An 18,603-nucleotide genomic window follows, 5' to 3' on the forward strand; every position below is an offset into this window, starting at 1 on the left:
TAAATTGGAAATGTTATAGGTATCCTATGGTCTGCGATTTTAAAGTTTGCTATAATTACAATGTAAGGAATATATTAATTTTCAAATATATTTTTAGGACAAACCATATAAGGTGTTAATTTTTAAAGGGGGCAAACTTGTAGATGTTTGATTGGAAAGATGAGTACAGTTGTGGGATTAAAAGAATAGATGATGAGCATAAAAAGTTATTTGAAATAGGAAATTCCATCTATGAACTAGCCACGAATAAAAATCGTGTGGATTATTTTGATGAAATATTAAATTCGATTGATGATCTGAAAGAATATACAGTTTATCATTTTGAAGATGAAGAAAAAATAATGGACATGTATGAGTATCCAGGATATAGAGAACAGAAAAAAGTACATGATAAATTTATTGAAAAAATTCAAAATGTGGATTTAGAAGAAATTGATGAAAATCAACAGGAGGCAGTGTTAAAGCTGCTGGATTTTGTATATAACTGGATAACAAATCATATAATAGGTATGGATTTGAAGATTAAAGATTATTTTGAAAGTTTGAAGCTAAATGGAACTGTAAAAAAGAAAGAGAGGTAATGGTTTGAACTGCATACAAAAAATTTATTCCAGAAGAAAAGAACATTATTATAAACTTATAAGAAGGCAGAAAAATAACGCCTTATACATAAGCAAATTGAGGTTTGCAATATTCCTATCGGGAATGTTCTGCTCTATATTTTTTTATGCAAAAAAATTTTATTATATGAGTTTTAGTTTCTTACTGGCTTTTCTTATACTATTTATATTTGTCATAAAAATTCATTGTAAATTAAAAGAAAATGTGAACTTCACAGAAAAGTTATGGAGAATAAATGACAATTCTTTAAATAGAGTTGAGGGGAATTGGAATAAGTTCAGCAAAACAGGTCAGGAGTTTAAAGACAAAAATCACAGTTATTCAGAAGATCTGGATTTATTTGGAGAAGGTTCACTGTTTCAATGGATGAACTGCTGTAAAACCTATTTTGGAGAAAAAAAACTAAAGGATGTTCTATCAGGAAATATTGGAAGTAAACAGGATATAATAAGCAGGCAGAAAGCAGTGATGGAATTAAAGCACAAGTTAAAATGGAGACAGCATTTTGAAGCAGAAGCTTCTTTTATAGAAAATGGTGGAAAAAATATTTTAAAAATAGAGAAAATATTGGAAACGGAAAATCCATTTTATGAAAAAAGATATATGATAATTTTGTTTAAGACATTGCCTGTTATAACTATAGCGCTCTTGATTATGAGTTTTGTATTCCATCTATTTGGAAATTATGTAGGTTATACCGCAGTTATAATACAGATAACTTTGCTTATACCTGGAATGAAAAACAGATTTAATATTTTAGATGGCGTATCTGAGATTAAAAATAGTATAATGGTATACGATAAAGTTATATATATGATATCCAGAGAAAAATTCCAGTGCACATATTTAAATTCTTTAAAAGAAATACTTTATAAAAAAGGGGAAACATCAATTGATGCTGGAAGAGAATTGCGGAATTTAAATAAGATTTCAGAGAACGTATCCCAGAGAAAAAATATTTTATACATCTTGATAAACATTTTTTTATTATGGGATTATCAATGCACATTTGCCTTTGAAAAATGGAGAGTAAAAAATGGCAGGTCAATTTATAATTGGATTGAAGCAGTAAGTCAATTTGAAATGCTGAACAGTCTTGCTCTCATAGCTTTTGAGCATCCGTATTGGACAATTCCTGAAATTTTAGATACCCCGCTTGTGTTTAATGCAAAATCCATGGCACATCCTCTTCTTGGAGACAGAGCTGTGTGTAATGATTTGACTTTAAAAAAGCCTTCTAATATAGTGTTGATTACAGGGTCAAATATGTCAGGGAAGAGCACGCTCCTGAGAACTGCAGGTGTAAATTTAGCATTGGCATATGCAGGGGCCCCAGTTCGTGCAAAAAAATTTAGCTGTTCTATAATGAACATTTACACTTGTATGAGAATAAGTGATAATTTAGAAGAAAATATATCTTCTTTTTATGGAGAAATACTCAGAATAAAAGGGATTGTAGAGGCCTGCGGCAGAGGTGAACAGGTATTTTTCCTTTTGGATGAAATATTCAAGGGAACTAATTCCATTGATAGGCATTTAGGAGCCAAAATTTTGATAAAAAATTTAGAGAATGGAAAGACCTGTGGAATGGTATCGACACATGATTTAGAATTAGCTGAAATGGAAGAGGAAAGTGGCGGTAAAATAAAAAACTATCATTTTAAGGAATATTATGAAGATGGAAAAATCAAATTTGATTACAAACTCAGAACTGGAGTTTCAACTACTAGAAATGCACTTTATTTAATGAAAATGGCAGGTATAGATATAGGGGAATCACCTAAGCAGTGATTCCCCTATATCTAATATTAATTAAGTATTAAAATTCTTCTACAAATAACTGAAAATATGCTTTAGGATGTGCACATGAAGGGCAGAACTCAGGAGCAGATGTACCTTCATAAATATATCCACAGTTGCTGCAGATCCACTTACATGGTTTATCTTTTTTGAATACAGTACCATTTTCTACATTTTTGAGCAGTGCTAGATATCTTTCTTCATGGTGCTTTTCAACCTCTGCTATTTTTCTAAAAACAGTCGCTATAGCATGAAATCCTTCTTTATCAGCTGTATCAGCAAAGGAAGGATACAACTTAGACCATTCTTCATTTTCTCCAGCAGCAGCTGCTTTTAAAATAGTCTTAGTATCACCTAATGCAACTGGATAAGACGCATTATTTATTTCCACAGCTTCGCAATGCAGATCTGCATCTAAGAATTTAAAAAATCTTTTAGCATGTTCCCTTTCATTTCCAGCAGTTTCTAAAAATATATTGGAAATTTGAACATACCCTTCTTTTTTTGCAGCAGATGCATAATAAGTGTATCTGTTTCTTGCCTGAGATTCTCCTGCAAAAGCTTTCATTAAATTTTCAGCAGTTTTTGTACCTTTTAATGATGCCATAAAAATTACCTCCTGATAAATAATATAATTTAATATTTTGTTCTATATAATATAATATATTAATTTGATTATATATTCAATGCAATTTTAGTAAAATAACTGGAAAAAGGAAAAATATAGCTTATTGCAAAACAAAAATTATTAAAATGTATTGACTAAATTTCATTTTTAGTTCATAATATTTAATATAAGTGAATAACTGGGGTAGAGGTGCGAAATTTAAGAGTAAAGTTGCGGAGTTAAGCGCATTGAAACAACTTAAAAGGAAATTTCGCCGAAGTGTTTAGCTAATGCTTTAATGCTGAACAACTGGGCTTGTATAAAATATGTACAAGACTGTCACAATATTTTAATTTGTGGAGAGCTATCATTCATTACGGAATTAATATTTTTATGTTTAATTGCCTTGAGTGTACTCTCAAGGTATTTTTTATTATAGGCTCATCTTGGTTAATTCACTTATGGGAATTTAAAACCCATAGGGAGGAATAAAAAATGCAAAATGTAAATGCAGTAGAACAACTAAAGGACAAAAGTAATTATAAGCTGAAAAGAGGACTTAAAGCGAGACATTTAAATATGATTGCCATGGGTGGAGCCATTGGAACAGGCATATTTTTAGCACTTGGTGCTACTATTAAACAAGCTGGTCCCGGAGGAGCACTAGTAGCCTACGGATGTATAGGAGTTATGGTATATTTCCTAATGACCAGTTTGGGAGAAATGGCCACATATATGCCTGATTCAGGTTCTTTCGGCACTTATGCTACCAAGTTCGTAGATCCAGCTTTAGGCTTCGCATTGGGTTGGAACTACTGGTATAATTGGGCTATAACTGTAGCAGCAGAAATGGTAGCGGGAGCTCTTATAATGCAGTATTGGTTTCCAAATATACCTGCCATTATATGGAGTATATGTTTCTTGACTTTGATTGTTGGGCTTAACCTATTATCTGCCAGGGCTTATGGTGAATCGGAATTCTGGTTTGCAGGAATCAAAGTATTGACAGTTATTGTATTCTTAATAGTCGGCATAGCAACTATCTGGGGCATATTTAACGGAAAACCTGTAGGGCTGAAGAATTTTACTATAGGAGAAGCTCCATTTGTTGGTGGATTTAAATCTATATTTTTGGTATTTTTAATTGCAGGTTTTTCATTCCAAGGTACAGAACTTGTAGGTATAGCAGCAGGAGAAAGTGAGGATCCAGAAAAAAACATACCAAGAGCAATAAACACTATATTTTGGAGAATACTTTTATTTTATATAGGTACTATATTTGTAGTAGGAGCTTTAATTCCATACATGAATGCAGGCGTGAATACAAGTCCTTTTACCATGGTGTTTGAAAGGGCAGGAGTAGCAGGAGCAGCTTCCCTTATGAATGCAATCATATTGACTTCCGTATTATCTGCAGGAAATTCTGGAATGTATGCTTCTACCCGAATGTTATATTCTATGGCAAAGGATAAAAAAGCTCCAGCATGGTTGGCGAAAGTCAATTCAAGAGGAGTTCCTGTAAATTCATTAATACTTACTACTATAGTGGCATCTGCATGTTTTCTCACGGGACTTTATGCTGAATCTACAGTTTATGTATGGCTTGTGGCAGCTTCAGGACTGGCAGGATTTGTGGCCTGGCTTGGAATAGCACTTTGCCACTATCGTTTCAGAAAAGCCTATACGGTACAAAAACGTGATTTCAGTAAATTGAAATATAAAGCTAAATTGTTCCCTTTGGGACCAATAATAGCTCTTGCATTGTGTATTGTAGTTATATTAGGGCAGGGAATTACTTATTTTGGAGCCGATAAAATAGACTGGAGCGGAGTGATTTCCTCTTATATAGGCCTTCCTCTATTTGCAGGATTGTGGTTGTGGTATAAGAAAAAATATCATACCTCCACAATAAAATTAGAAGAAGTTGATTTTGACAGCATTGAAAAGGATATGAAATATTTGAAATAAAAGTTAAAAGTTCAAATGTCAGAGTTCAAATCTGGTGGATTTTCGCCATAAGCTGAAAATTATCACTATTTGATACCCGATATTTGAACTTTTATATTTAAACACAGAGAGTATGAATTCCCCTATAAATCAAAGTAGTGCACAAACATACTGCAAAGGCGGTTATCAATGGAATAAATGCTGAAAGTACCGTCCATTTTAAGCTTTTTGTCTCTTTTTTTATAGTAAGAAGTGTAGTTGCACAGGGCCAGTGAAGTAAACTGAACAGCATGATATTTATAGCTGTAAGATATGTCCAGCCATGGTTTAAAAAAATCTGTTTTAAAGACAAGATGCTTTCAACATCAACCATTGTATTTGTGGATAAATACAACATAAGCAGGATAGGGAGTACTATTTCGTTTGCAGGTAAACCAAGCAGGAAGGCCACCAATATACATCCGTCCATACCTATGAGTTTTCCCAGCGGATCTAGAAACATAACTACATGATTTATTATATTGATGTCTCCAATGTATATATTGGAGAGTATCCATATAACTGCTCCTGCCGGAGCTGCTACAATTACTGCTCTCCAGAGTACAAATATGGTTCTGTCTATTATGGAAGTGTATATTACCCGTCCAACTTGAGGTCTTCTATAGGGAGGAAGTTCAAGTGTGAAGGTGGACGAAACACCTTTTAGTAAGGTTTTGGATAATAAATAAGATATAGATAATGTTACACATATGCCAAATAGTATTATGAGAGTTATAATTACCGCAGGTATTATTTTAGAAAAATTGGCACTTGAGGCAAAGAACAAAGAAGATATTATTATCAGTGTAGGAAATCTTCCATTACAGGGGACAAAGTTATTCGTTACAGTAGCTATAAGTTTTTCCCTTGGAGAGTCTATTATTCTGCAGCCTATTACTCCTGCGGCATTACACCCAAGTCCCATACACATGGTGAGACATTGTTTTCCATGGGCACAGGCTTTTTTAAAAAGATGATCCAGGTTAAAGGCAACTCTGGGTAGATACCCAATATCTTCTAGCAAAGTGAATAGGGGAAAAAATATGGCCATAGGAGGCAGCATTACAGATATAACCCAGGCTAGAGTTCTATAAACCCCTAAAATCAACATACCATATAGCCATTTGGGAACATTTAATTCAATAAACCATTTGGCAAGTACATCTTCGAATCCAAATAGTATTTTGGATAGGATATCAGAAGGTATATTTGCCCCCTTTATGGTTATCCATAAAATTCCACATAACATCAGCAGCATGAGTGGTATTCCATATTTTTTTGAAGTTATTATGAGATCAGGATTGATTTTTTTAACAGCTTTTTTACCTGTTCTTTTTCTTTTAATATAATTTAATTTTATAAATTCAGCTAGCTTATAATTCTGTTCCGTTATATAATCCCTTATGGCTTCTCTATCTGTATTTTTGCATAATTCGTCTACAGATTTTTTAGTGTAATATAGGGCATCTTTGTCAAGATACTTTGACATAGAATCGAGAAAGTTCTCATTTCCATCCATAAGCCTTATAGAAAGCCACCGGGGGTTTATATTCAAAAATCTTTTTTCTACCATTTTTTTTATCTTATCTACTGTATTCTCTATGTTTTTATAGGTTACAGGATTATAGTTCAATTTTATTTTATTTAACGCAATATCATATATACTTTCTTTTAACTCATCTATACCTATATTGTTTCTGGCAGAAGACATGATTACTGGTATTCCCAGCTTTTTTTCTATAGCTTTGCCATCTATTATTATACCTTTTTTTTCTGCCTCATCTATCAAATTTATACACAGTACTACGTTGCAGTTAACTTCCATTATCTGAAATACCAGATTTAAATTTCGCTCTAAACAGGTAGCATCTGTGATTACAGCTATGACATCGGGGTTCCCAAAGCATATAAAATCTCTTGCTACAGTTTCTTCAGTAGAAGATGCAAATATAGAATAAGTACCTGGTAAATCAACAATTAAAAAATCTTCATCTTTGTATTTGTAACTTCCACGGGCATTTACTACAGTTTTACCAGGCCAATTACCAGTGTGCTGGTGAAGACCTGTAAGAGAATTAAATATAGTGCTTTTACCTGTATTGGGATTCCCAGCTAATGCTACTACGAAAGTTTTTTCTTTAGCTTGAATATTGAAGGTATCTTTAAGCGATTTGCTTCTTGTGGATTCAAAAGTTAATCCCATATTTATTCTCCTTTATCTGCTGTATTGCTATCAAAGAGGCTTCTTCTTTTCTAAGAGCAATTAAAGTATCTCTAATTTTATATAAAGTCAGATTATCACCAGGTCCTTTTAATATCACCTCTATCAAGGTCCCCTTGGTAATGCCAAGTGCCATCATTCTTTCCCTAAGTAGATTTTTTGAGAAGAGCTGTTTTACCATTACTGTTTTGCCTACATTCACATGACAAAGTTTTTCCACATTAATTCCTCCTTCCCAGGGCTCGTAAAAATATAAAATTATTTCCCTAGGCTAAAAATATTAGTCTAGATTAAAACTCGATTCAATATTAATTTATGAAATATAAAAATAAACGTGATTATAATCTTTTATAAATTTTATATACATACTAAAATGAACATATCTCAGCAAATGTAATTGACTTAAAAGTATTAATGTGCTATTATTACTCTGTAATTTAAATTTGAGTAAAGCACTAGGAATTGATATTGAAAATACAATATATCAAGGAAAATTTTAAAGTCTGTAAAAAAATTTTGATATGATAACAGGGTGAGTAGAGACTGCAGGAGTAAGCTTCTGCCTCTGTAATGGAGGCGGAGGCTTTTTAATATATATTTTACACTAATTACATATTAATTACTTATAATAATATAATAATGAAAAAAACTTTTAATAGTTATATTATAATCTGGAGGTGAAAAAATTGGATACTATACTTAAACTAGTCAACCTAGTAAAAGTTTTTAATAATCAGGAAGTAATAAAGAATATTTCTATGGATATTAAAAGGAGCGAATTTTTAACTATTCTTGGCCCCAGCGGCTGTGGCAAGACTACTACTCTCAGGATGATTGCCGGGCTTGAAAAACCTACTAGCGGAAATATATTATTAGATGGTCAGCATATAGAAGATAAGGAACCCTATGAGCTCAATGTAAATACTGTTTTTCAAAATTATGCTCTTTTTCCTCATATGAATGTCTACAAAAATATAGCTTATGGCTTGAAAATCAAAAAGATCCCAAGATCAGAGATAAAAAAGCGTGTGACTAAAATGCTGGAACTTGTACAACTTAATAGTTATGAAAAGAGGATGCCAGATCAATTGAGCGGAGGACAAAAACAAAGAGTAGCAATTGCAAGAGCACTTATAAATAACCCCAAAATATTGCTTTTGGACGAACCCTTAGGTGCATTGGATTTCAGACTTAGAAAAAAAATGCAAAGTGAATTAAAATCTCTCCAGCAAAAATTAGGAATAACTTTTATCTATGTAACTCATGATCAGGAAGAAGCTCTTTATATATCCGATAGGATAGTCGTAATGAATGCTGGAGCTATAGAACAGCTAGGTGACCCTAAAGATATATATGAAAGACCAAAAAGCAAGTTTGTGGCTAGCTTTATAGGTGAGTCAAATTTGTTTGATTCAACTGTAGAAGAAATTTTGGGAAACAAAGTTCTGTTGAGAACAAAAAATTCACAAATACTTGTAAATAATAAGTCACTGGAAATAGGAGATAAAGTTTGTATACTTATTAGACCTGAAAATATAAAATACTCTCTAACAAGTATTGAACATTTTAATCTCAAAGCTGTAGTAAGGGAAAATATATATTTGGGATCCAACATAAAAACCATTTTTGTACTGGAAGATGGAAGAAAGGTAATTTCAGTTAATTATAATAAAGATCTTAAGATTCCAGAAATGAATGAACATGTTTGGATATATTGGGATCCAGAGGATGCAGTGATAATAAATTGTGAAAATGACAATAAATCAGATCGGGGAAAAAAGGTGATGGTGAGTTGAGCAGTAGAAGTGAAACATCGGTGGTAAAAAATACAGTTAAAAGACGAATTCCGAATTTTGAAAAGAGTTTTTTTATACTTCCCATTTCCGGGTGGATGATATTTTTTATGGCAGTGCCAATTCTATATATAATTTTTATAAGTTTTCTTCAGAGAGGGATAAATGGGGGAATTGACGTTATATTCTCTTTAGAAAATTATAAGAGAATTTTTTCTCCACTTTATCTCAGAATTTTTCTTGACTCTGTTTCCATTGCATTTACAACCACTTTATGTACACTGTTCCTGGGATATCCCTTTGCCTATTTAGTGGCAAAAATACCAAAAAGATTTCGCATATTGGCCGTAATGTTGATAATTATTCCTTTTTGGACAAATTCCCTTATAAGAACTTATGCATGGATGATACTTATGAGTACAGGGGGACTTATAAACAATGTACTTATTAAAATGGGACTTATAAGTGAACCTCTGAAAATGCTCTACACATATGGTGCAGTGCTTGTAGGAATGATATATGCCCTTTTTCCATTTATGGTACTTCCTCTCTATACTTCCATAGAAAAAATTGAAGGGATCTTCATTGATGCAGCTAAAGATCTTGGGGCAAATCCTCTTAAGGCTTTTTTAACGGTAACTTTGCCTCTTACTATGCCTGGAATAATTGCAGGATGCATACTGGTTTTCATACCTTCTTTGGGACTGTTCTATATATGTGATCTCATGGGTGGAAGCAAGGTTATGCTTATAGGGAATCTTATTAAAAACCAATTTTTAGTTTCAAGAGATTGGCCTTTTGGAGCAGCTGTATCCATAATTATGATGATTGCTATTTTGGTTATTATAGGTATAAGTATAAAATTGCTTGGAAAGAAAATTGACTTGGAGGTTTTCTGATGAAGACTAAATTTTTTAGGCAAATTTCCAATATATATATTGGAATGATATTTATATATTTATATTTACCTATATTTATAGTCGTAGTTTATTCCTTTAATAAATCAATGGCAGGGACTGAATGGATGGGATTTACTATGGACTGGTATAGGAAGTTATTTAAGGATTTAAATGTCATAATTGCATTCAAGAACAGTTTAACCATAGCAATTGTAAGCACTGTAATTTCCTCTATAATAGGTACAATAGGAGCTGTTGGACTATATAAGTATAATTTTAAAGGGAAGAATTTAGTGGAAGGGCTTTTAGACATAACTATTGTTATCCCCGAAGTCATAATGGGTATTGCTCTGCTCATGTATTTTTCTCAGATGAGATTTCCTCTTGGAATAGGTACTTTAGTTTTATCTCACACTACTTTTAGTATACCTTTTGTATTTATTGTAGTAAAATCGAGATTGGCCGGATTTGACTCCAGTATCGAAGATGCTGCAATGGATCTCGGGGCAAGTAGATTTAAAGTATTTACAAGTATTATCCTTCCACTTATATTACCTGGTATATTATCAGGAGCTATGATTGCTTTTGTTTTGTCTTTTGATGATGTAATTATAAATTTTTTTGTATCTGGTCCAGAAAGTACTACTTTACCTATAAAAATATTTTCCATGCTTAGATTTGGATTATCACCAGAAATCAACGCACTTTGTACTTTGATGCTTTTAATTACGTTTGGAATTCTAATTATGGTACAATTTATTAAAACAATGGGAACAAAGAAAGTGTGAAAATAGAAGTAGCTATAAATGAATTATATTGCGATTAATATAGGATCAAGGAGGAATGTATAATGAAAAAGAATCCGTTTAAAATATTAATTTTAGGGATAACAAGTGTCTGTTTTATCTTTGCTTTATCTGCCTGTAGCATTCAAAGTAAACCTACATCCGACAATAGTGAAAAAGTGGTAAATCTATTTACCTGGGCCAATTATGTGCCTGATTCAGTAGTAAATGAGTTTGAAAAACAAACTGGAATAAAAGTAAATTACAGCAATTTTTCTACCAACGAGGAAATGCTTGCAAAACTTCAGGCCTCCAGAGGCTCTGAGTATGATGTAGTAATATGCAGCGACTATATTATTGAGGTTATGGGGAAACAAAAAAATATTTTGATGCAGCCTATAGATAAAGCAAAAATACCTAATTATAAAAATGTGGATCCACAGTTTTTGAATCAGGCTTATGACAAGGGGAATAAATACTCCATGCCTTACACCCTTGGAAGTCAGATGATTGTATATAATTCCGAAAAAGTAAATTTTCCAATAAGAGGTTATAAAGATCTATGGAATCCTGCACTTAAGAATTCATTGGTTCTCGTGGATGATCCAAGAATAGTGTTGGGAATGACACTAAAAAAACTAGGTTACTCCATGAATGAAACGGATTCTAAAAAATTGGATCAGGCTAAACAGGATTTACTTAAATTAAAGCCCAATGTAAAAGTACTTGATGCAGATACTCCCCATAACAGCCTTATAAATGGCGATACCACAGTAGGATTCATGTATGGTTCTCAAGCATCGGCAGCAGTTAAAGCAAATCCTAAATTTAAGATAGTATACCCTGAAGAGGGAATGAATGCTGAAGAGGATAATTTTATTATACCGATAAAAGCCCCTCACAAAGAAAATGCAGAAAAATTTATAAACTTTATGCTGGATGGTAAAATAAGCAATGAAGCTACTACTGCAAATGAATATGTAAATACAAATAAAGCTGCTAAAAAATATATGTCAAAGGAGTATTTAAACAACAGGGCGGTATTTATACCTGATTCAGAATTAAAGAGAGCTGAGAGATTCAGAGATGTGGGAAGTGCTACAAAAACGTATGATTTAATATGGTCTGAATTCAAACAAAGATAAAGAGGATTTTAAGCATAGAAAATATTTTGAAAGGAGGTTAGCTTTATGGATATCTATGATGTAGTTATAAAAAATGCCCAAGTGGCGGATCCAGAACAGGAGGTTATGTTTAAAGCCAATATAGCACTGCTGAATGGCAAAATAGCTGCAATTACCAGTGAGGATATAAGAGGAAAAGTAGAAATAGATGCTAAAGGGTGCACAGTAAGTCCTGGATTTATAGATATTCATGCCCATATTGATGGAAATATTAACTGTGGAGAACTGTCTTTAGTTCAAGGAATTACCACTACAGTAGGGGGCAACTGCGGCGGTGGGCCATTGAATTTAGATAAATTTTTTTACAGGCAAAACAAAAATGGTTTCTTAATAAATCAACTTCAATTCATAGGACATTCATTTAGTTTGAGATGCAGTGTGGGAATTACCAATCCATATATTGGAGCTACTGAGAACGAAATAAGAAAAATGAAGACTATCTTAGAAAAAGAATTTTACAACGGTGCAGTGGGGCTGTCCTTTGGCCTTGAGTATGCTCCAGGATCTTCTTTTGAAGAAGTTATAGCCTTGAGCAAAGTAGCTTCAAAGCATAAAAAATTAATTTCTATCCATACAAGACTTAGAGCCCCCAATGATTTAGATTCTCTTAGAGAAGCTGTTAGAATTTCCGAGATTACTGGAGCCTTAGTACAGGTATCTCACCTTGTATATCAATATGGAACAGGGGTCATGACAGAAGCACTTGATATCATCGATCGTGCAAGGGATAGAGGAGTGAATATATGGGCGGACAGCGGTATGTATACTTCTTTTGCTACAGGTATATGTACCAGTGTTTTTGATGAAAATCACATCAAAAAATTCGGTTGGAAGCTGAGTGATTTGTTTATTGCATCTGGAAGTTTAAAAGGGCATTGCCTTACGCGGGATTTGTATAAAAAACTGAGAAATAAAAAGGAAAATGCAGTGATAATCTGCAGTACTGGAATTGAGAATGAGATCTACGAAGCACTTTTAAAGGACTATATAGTACCTTCCTCGGATTCAGGAGCCAGCCCTACAGGCAATATGGGAGAGGGGCATCCACAAAATGCGGGTACTTTTCCACGATTTTTTAGAAAGATGGTGAGGGAAAAAAATTACATTTCACCTATTGAAGCCATTAAAAAATGTACTCTGATACCTGCACGTATATTAGGGCTTAAAAATAAAGGCAGAATGGCTGTAGGATATGATGGCGATCTTGTTGTATTTGACCTAAATACTATTTGTGATAAATCTAGATTTTTAGGAAAGGGTAAACCTGATACCTATCCCGAGGGAATTCATTATGTTATTGTAAATGGACAGATAGTATTTGAAAATGGCAGGATCAAAAAAGGAGTTTTACCTGGAAGGGCAATTGAAATGAACTAAATTTAGTTATAAAATATATATTATTATGTATTTTAGGAGGTTTTATAATGCCAATTCTAGTTTGCGGCGGAGCAGGATATATAGGCAGCCATATGGTTGCAAGACTGCTTGAGGAAGGAAAAAAAGTTGTAGTGTTGGATAATTTTGAAAAAGGACATAGGAATTCCATTTTAGGCGGAAAAGTCTATGAGGGTGATTTAAGGGAAGAAAATTCATTAGAGAAAGTTTTTAAAGAAAATGAAATTGAAGCGGTAATAGATTTTGCAGCCTATTCCCTTGTGGGAGAAAGTGTAGATAAACCTATTAAGTACTTTCAGAATAACGTGGGAGGTACTTTAAATCTTATAAAGGCCATGAAAAAATATGAAGTAAAATATATAGTATTTTCTTCAACGGCAGCTGTATATGGAGAGCCTAAAAGTATTCCTATTTTAGAAAATGCACATACTAGTCCTACAAATCCTTATGGTGAATCTAAGCTCACAGTAGAAAAAATATTAAAGTGGAGCGATAGAGCCTATGGAATAAAATATGCTGCACTTAGATATTTTAATGCTGCAGGGGCACATGTAAATGGACTTATTGGGGAGGATCACAGGCCGGAATCCCACTTAATTCCAATAATACTTCAAGTGGCCTTGAAAAAAAGAGATAGAATATTCATATTTGGAGATGATTATGATACAGAGGATGGAACTTGTATAAGAGATTACGTACATGTCGCTGATTTGGCAGATGCCCATCTCCTGGCACTGAAGAAAATTATGAATTATGACGAAAGCAAAATATACAATCTTGGAAATGGAAAGGGATTTTCTGTAAAAGAAGTAATTGAAATTTCAAGACAGGTAACTGGTGAGAAAATAAAGGCTGAAGTTTCTCCAAGAAGAGCAGGAGATCCTGCAGTTCTGGTGGCTTCTTCTAAAAAAGCCATGGAAGAACTTGGCTGGAATCCCAAATACAATTCCATTGAAAAAATTATTGAAACCGCATGGAATTGGCACAAAAAGCATCCTCATGGCTATGAAAAATAATTAAAATACATAAATTTGGAATCGAGATCAAGAAATGTAGATTGTGAAAGGAGTTGAAAAGTGTTAAATAGGCTGACGTTTATTTAGCAAAAGTATGGATTATAAGGAACTGGTAGCAGAAAAAATTCAAAAAAACATAAATGCGGATTTGCAATTGGATTTTATAGAGGGATTGATAGAAATACCTCCAAGACCTGAAATGGGAGATTATGCATTTCCATGTTTTCAATTGGCAAAGGCTCTGAAAAAAGCACCTAATATAATTGCACAGGAACTAAAGGATAAAATAGGAAAAGACTATTTTGAAAAAATTGAAAATAAAGGAGCTTATTTAAATTTTTTTGTAGATAGAAATATATTTATAAAAAATGTGATAACCAAAATATTAGAGCAGAAAGATAAATATGGAAGTTCATCTATAGGTAAAGATAGTAATATAGTTGTGGAATATTCCTCTCCCAATATTGCAAAACCCTTTCATGTAGGTCACCTTTTTAGTACTGCCATAGGAAATTCTCTCTATAAGATGATGAGTTTTGAAGGCTATAATTGCACTAGAATAAATCATCTTGGAGATTGGGGGACTCAATTTGGGAAACTCATAGTTGCATATAAAAAGTGGTGTAATGAAGATGAACTTCATAAAAATCCAATAAAGGAGCTTTTAAGGATATACGTAAAATTTCACAAAGAGGCAGAAAAAGATCCTGAGCTTAATGAAGAAGGCAGATTGCATTTCAAGAGACTTGAGAACGGATGCAGAGAGGAAGTTGAGCTCTGGAAAAAATTCAAGGAATTGAGCCTTAGGGAATTTAAAAAAGTATATGATCTATTGGGAGTGGAGTTTGATTCCTGCGCAGGTGAAAGCTTCTATACAGATAAAATGGATGCAGTTATAGATGAAATAGATAAAAAAGGACTTCTTGTAGAGAGCAACGGAGCAAAAGTAGTTATGCTGGATAAATATAACATGCCTCCTTGCATTGTGAAAAAGTCAGATGGCGCCACTATATACGCTACAAGAGATTTGGCTGCAGCTATATACAGAAAAAAGACTTACAATTTTTCTAAATGCATATATGTGGTTGGAATGGATCAATCCCTTCATTTCAGACAGGTATTTACTACACTTAAATTAATGGGAAAAGATTGGGCGGATTCATGTGTGCACGCGGGTTTTGGATTAGTCAGATTTGCAGATAAAAAGCTTTCTACCAGAAAAGGCGACGTGATATTCCTAGAGGATCTTTTAAATAGATCAGTACAGAGGACTCTTGAAATAATAGATGAAAAGAATCCCAAACTGGAAAATAAGCTTCAGGTGGCTCAAAAAGTGGGAATAGGTGCTGTAATATTTACTTATTTAAAGAATAACAGAGAGAGGGATATAGTATTCGACTGGAACGAAATGCTGAACTTTGAGGGTGAAACCGGACCTTACGTTCAATACAGTTATGCCAGAGGGAAGAGTATACTCAGAAAGGCAGAATACATTGACAGTCAGGCAGATTATAGCAAATTAAACAGCAAAGAGGAATTTGAACTCGTAAAAGTTCTAAACAATTTTAGGGATTCTATATTAAATGCTATAAATAAATTAGAACCTTTTATGGTTACCAGATATGTAATAGATGTGGCAAAAGCTTTTAATAAATTCTATAATGCACACAGCATTTTAAATGCAGAAGACGAAGCTATAAAATTTGCTAGATTGCAGCTTGTAAAGGCAACCTGCCACGTAATAAAAAATGGACTGAATTTGCTTGGGATTGATGTAGTTGAAGAAATGTAGTATCCGGGTATAAGTAGGTCTTGTAGGTCTTGTAGGTATTTCGTTATTAACCTGCCTTCCGTACCACAGAACATTTATTTGTAAACCCATGTGGTGATTATATTAACTTTTTTAATTTATTAAGATGTTGTATAATAAAAGGGGAGGTGGGTATATGACAGTAAAAGAAATAATGCGTTCTCATATTATAAAGCTAAAGAAAAAAGATAGCCTTTGTAAAGCTTTAAAAATGATGGACAATCACAATGTAAACGGTGCACCAGTAGTGGATGAAGACGGAGAACTAGTAGGAATGATAGTAAAGGCTGATATATATAGATTTCTCATGGAAGAGGGACATTATGATACTTGTCCAGTAGATTGGGCCATGACAAAGAATGTAGTCACTGCTTATAGTGATGAGGACATTTTTACTGTAGCAAAAAGATTGAGAGAAAAAAACATAATAGCTATTCCCGTAGTTGATGATAAAAATATAGTAAAAGGAATCGTATCCATTGAAGATATATTGGATTATGCATTAAAAAAGTCCTAATTATATGCAATCAAGACTTTTTTTTCTTAATATTATGATATGGGCAATTTGTGGTAGAACAGCAATCACATTTGCCCCTTGATTTAATTTTAAGGTTTTTATACAGTAGATAACCTGCTACTATTACTATTACAGCTGTTATTGTAATTTCTATAAATATCATATGAGATATCCTCCTAATTAGCTAAATATTAAAGTAGCTATTCTAAATACCAGGAAAGAGCCTATCCAGGCAATTACAAGTTGATATGCTACAGAAAAAACGGCCATTTTGTTTCCATATTCTTTTTTCATGGTTGCTATTGTAGATATACAGGGAGTATAGAGCAGTACAAAAACTAAAAATGAATAGGCGGAAATAGCTGTAAAATGATTTGGCAATACAGCAGTTAAATTTCCACTGTACACAATTCCCATGGTACTCAGTACAATTTCCTTAGCCATAATTCCCGTTATGAGAGCTACTGAACTCTGCCAATTTCCAAATCCCATAGGTGCAAATATAGGACTTATAAAATTACCAATTGAAGATAAAATGCTCTTATCCATATCTACCATGCCAGATAAATTGAAATTAGACAGGAACCATATCAGAACAGACATTGAAAATATTATTGTACCAGCTTTCCTCAAAAAGCCTTTAGCTTTTTCCCAGGTATGCAGTAATAAGCTTTTAAGTTCAGGAATGTTGTATTCTGGAAGTTCTATTATAAAAGGTTCTTCATCTTTTTTAAATATAGTACTTTTAAAAAGAATTCCTATTAAAAAAGCTACTGAAATTCCCAAAATATATAGTGAAAAAACTACAGTGGTCTTATAATTTACAAAAAAAGCAGATGCAAAAAGTGAATATATTGGAAGCCTGGCATTACAGGACATGAAAGGTACTAACAGTGCTGTCAATTTTCTGTCTTTTTCACTTTCCAGGGTTTTAGAGGACATAATAGCTGGAACTGAACATCCAAACCCAACTATAAGTGGAATAAATGCTTTTCCAGATAACCCCATCTTTCTCATAAGCTTATCCATTATAAAAGCTCCCCGTGCCATATATCCGCTGTCTTCTAAAAAGGATACTCCTAAAAACAAACAAAATATAACTGGGAAAAATACAATTACAGATCCTACCCCAGCTAAAATACCATCAACTAAAAATGAACTAAACCACGGACTGGTTGATGAAAGCAATATTTTTAAATGTGAAGTTAAGAAACCATCTACAAAATCACCAAGAGCATCTGCCATAGGCTGTCCTACCCAGCTAAAGGTGAATTTAAAAATTAATATAAGTGCTAATAAAAATATGGGATAGGCCCACAGCCTATTCAAAACTATCTTGTCTATTTTTTCAGTAATGGAAGTTATATCTTTTTTTACCTTTGTCAAACAATTCTTTAGGACTTCATTTATATAATGATAAGCTTCACTTTCGTCTTTGAAATCAAATTTATCATCGTTTTGCGGTTGTTTAAAATCACCGTTCTTTAAAATTTCAAGAAGCTTATCTATTCCCTTACCTTTAGTTGCTATAATTGGAACTACAGTTACTTCCAGTTCATCAGATAATGTCGAAAAATTTATCTTAAAACCCTTTGATTCAGCTACATCTAGCATATTTAATACCAATATAATGGGCTTGTTAAATTGCTTTAGTTGAGTAGTAAGATATAGATTCCTATTTAAATTAGAGGAATCTACAATATTTATTATAACATCCGGGTTACCCTTCAATAAAAATTCTTTTGATACTTTTTCTTCATTGGAATAAGTATCCATAGCATATATACCAGGCAAATCCACCACTTTTATAGAATTATCTATATAACCTTCCTTTTTTTCTACAGTTACTCCAGGCCAGTTACCTACATATTGATTGGAACCAGTTAAATGATTGAATAAAGAAGTTTTGCCTACATTTGGATTTCCCAATAAAGCTGCCACAATCATAATAATCCTCCCGCCTCACATA

At 33.1% G+C, this 18,603-nt stretch carries 16 protein-coding genes and 1 riboswitch; of the genes, 11 read left to right on the forward strand and 5 right to left on the reverse strand.

Annotation, left to right across the window (positions count from 1 at the left end):
• Positions 1-143: 143 nt before the first annotated feature.
• Together ACFHWD_RS16110 and ACFHWD_RS16115 are read left to right on the forward strand one after the other, a co-directional pair.
• Positions 144-581 carry a bacteriohemerythrin gene (locus ACFHWD_RS16110; protein WP_179977367.1) on the forward strand — a complete coding sequence of 146 codons (438 nt, stop codon included), beginning with the start codon at positions 144-146 and terminating at the stop codon, positions 579-581.
• A gap of 4 nt (positions 582-585) precedes the next feature.
• Positions 586-2,412 carry a MutS family DNA mismatch repair protein gene (locus ACFHWD_RS16115; protein WP_179977366.1) on the forward strand — a complete coding sequence of 609 codons (1,827 nt, stop codon included), beginning with the start codon at positions 586-588 and terminating at the stop codon, positions 2,410-2,412.
• A 28-nt stretch (positions 2,413-2,440) separates the two neighbouring features.
• Here the strand turns inward: ACFHWD_RS16115 and rbr are convergent, their stop codons facing one another.
• Positions 2,441-3,028 (reverse strand): rubrerythrin, encoded by a 588-nt coding sequence (gene rbr, locus ACFHWD_RS16120; RefSeq protein WP_150358993.1) that lies wholly within the window; start codon positions 3,026-3,028, stop codon positions 2,441-2,443.
• Between the two features lie 197 nt (positions 3,029-3,225).
• A riboswitch (Lysine riboswitch) is annotated at positions 3,226-3,403 on the forward strand.
• Between the two features lie 120 nt (positions 3,404-3,523).
• Here rbr and ACFHWD_RS16125 point away from each other — a divergent pair.
• The gene (locus ACFHWD_RS16125) at positions 3,524-4,996 is read left to right on the forward strand and encodes an amino acid permease (protein ID WP_150358045.1); all 1,473 of its coding nucleotides are present in this window, start codon (positions 3,524-3,526) and stop codon (positions 4,994-4,996) included.
• Between the two features lie 97 nt (positions 4,997-5,093).
• Here ACFHWD_RS16125 and feoB (ACFHWD_RS16130) read toward each other — a convergent pair whose 3' ends face one another.
• Both feoB (ACFHWD_RS16130) and ACFHWD_RS16135 read right to left on the reverse strand, forming a co-directional pair.
• Entirely contained in the window at positions 5,094-7,217 is a 2,124-nt protein-coding gene (gene feoB, locus ACFHWD_RS16130; protein ID WP_150358046.1) for a ferrous iron transport protein B, read from the reverse strand.
• On the reverse strand, positions 7,201-7,455 hold the full coding sequence (locus ACFHWD_RS16135) for a FeoA family protein (protein ID WP_150358047.1): 255 nt from the start codon (positions 7,453-7,455) through the stop codon (positions 7,201-7,203). The genes feoB (ACFHWD_RS16130) and ACFHWD_RS16135 overlap by 17 nt, the downstream gene beginning before the upstream one ends.
• Before the next feature lie 466 nt (positions 7,456-7,921).
• On the opposite strand from ACFHWD_RS16135, the gene ACFHWD_RS16140 reads away from it, so the two are divergent.
• The 8 genes from ACFHWD_RS16140 to ACFHWD_RS16175 all read left to right on the forward strand — a co-directional run bounded on the left by ACFHWD_RS16140 (position 7,922) and on the right by ACFHWD_RS16175 (position 16,634).
• Positions 7,922-9,031 (forward strand): ABC transporter ATP-binding protein, encoded by a 1,110-nt coding sequence (locus ACFHWD_RS16140; protein WP_378062676.1) that lies wholly within the window; start codon positions 7,922-7,924, stop codon positions 9,029-9,031.
• Positions 9,028-9,927, forward strand: coding sequence for an ABC transporter permease subunit (locus ACFHWD_RS16145; RefSeq protein ID WP_326839083.1), 900 nt, complete (start codon positions 9,028-9,030; stop codon positions 9,925-9,927). The genes ACFHWD_RS16140 and ACFHWD_RS16145 overlap by 4 nt, the downstream gene beginning before the upstream one ends.
• Complete coding sequence (locus ACFHWD_RS16150) at positions 9,927-10,715, forward strand: ABC transporter permease (protein WP_150358049.1); 789 nt, start codon at positions 9,927-9,929, stop codon at positions 10,713-10,715. Before ACFHWD_RS16145 ends, ACFHWD_RS16150 begins: the two co-directional genes overlap by 1 nt.
• A 62-nt stretch (positions 10,716-10,777) precedes the next feature.
• A complete protein-coding gene (locus tag ACFHWD_RS16155) occupies positions 10,778-11,857 on the forward strand; it encodes a spermidine/putrescine ABC transporter substrate-binding protein (protein ID WP_378062677.1) in 1,080 nt (359 codons plus the stop codon).
• A 45-nt stretch (positions 11,858-11,902) separates the two neighbouring features.
• Positions 11,903-13,273: an amidohydrolase family protein gene (locus tag ACFHWD_RS16160; protein WP_229981562.1), complete on the forward strand. Its 1,371-nt coding sequence runs from the start codon at positions 11,903-11,905 to the stop codon at positions 13,271-13,273.
• 47 nt (positions 13,274-13,320) lie between these two features.
• On the forward strand, positions 13,321-14,307 hold the full coding sequence (gene galE / locus ACFHWD_RS16165) for a UDP-glucose 4-epimerase GalE (protein WP_378062678.1): 987 nt from the start codon (positions 13,321-13,323) through the stop codon (positions 14,305-14,307).
• Between the two features lie 94 nt (positions 14,308-14,401).
• Positions 14,402-16,099, forward strand: coding sequence for an arginine--tRNA ligase (gene argS, locus ACFHWD_RS16170; RefSeq protein ID WP_150358053.1), 1,698 nt, complete (start codon positions 14,402-14,404; stop codon positions 16,097-16,099).
• A 154-nt stretch (positions 16,100-16,253) separates the two neighbouring features.
• Positions 16,254-16,634, forward strand: coding sequence for a CBS domain-containing protein (locus ACFHWD_RS16175; RefSeq protein ID WP_150358054.1), 381 nt, complete (start codon positions 16,254-16,256; stop codon positions 16,632-16,634).
• A 10-nt stretch (positions 16,635-16,644) separates the two neighbouring features.
• Here the strand turns inward: ACFHWD_RS16175 and ACFHWD_RS16180 are convergent, their stop codons facing one another.
• Together ACFHWD_RS16180 and feoB (ACFHWD_RS16185) are read right to left on the reverse strand one after the other, a co-directional pair.
• Positions 16,645-16,797, reverse strand: coding sequence for a FeoB-associated Cys-rich membrane protein (locus tag ACFHWD_RS16180; RefSeq protein ID WP_207708013.1), 153 nt, complete (start codon positions 16,795-16,797; stop codon positions 16,645-16,647).
• Positions 16,798-16,814: 17 nt separating this feature from the next.
• A complete protein-coding gene (gene feoB, locus ACFHWD_RS16185; protein WP_378062679.1) occupies positions 16,815-18,581 on the reverse strand; it encodes a ferrous iron transport protein B in 1,767 nt (588 codons plus the stop codon).
• Between the last annotated feature and the right edge of the window lie 22 nt (positions 18,582-18,603).

Origin of the sequence: Clostridium sp. MT-14 (assembly GCF_042436595.1) — a bacterium.
Lineage (GTDB): Bacteria > Bacillota > Clostridia > Clostridiales > Clostridiaceae > Clostridium_B > Clostridium_B aromativorans.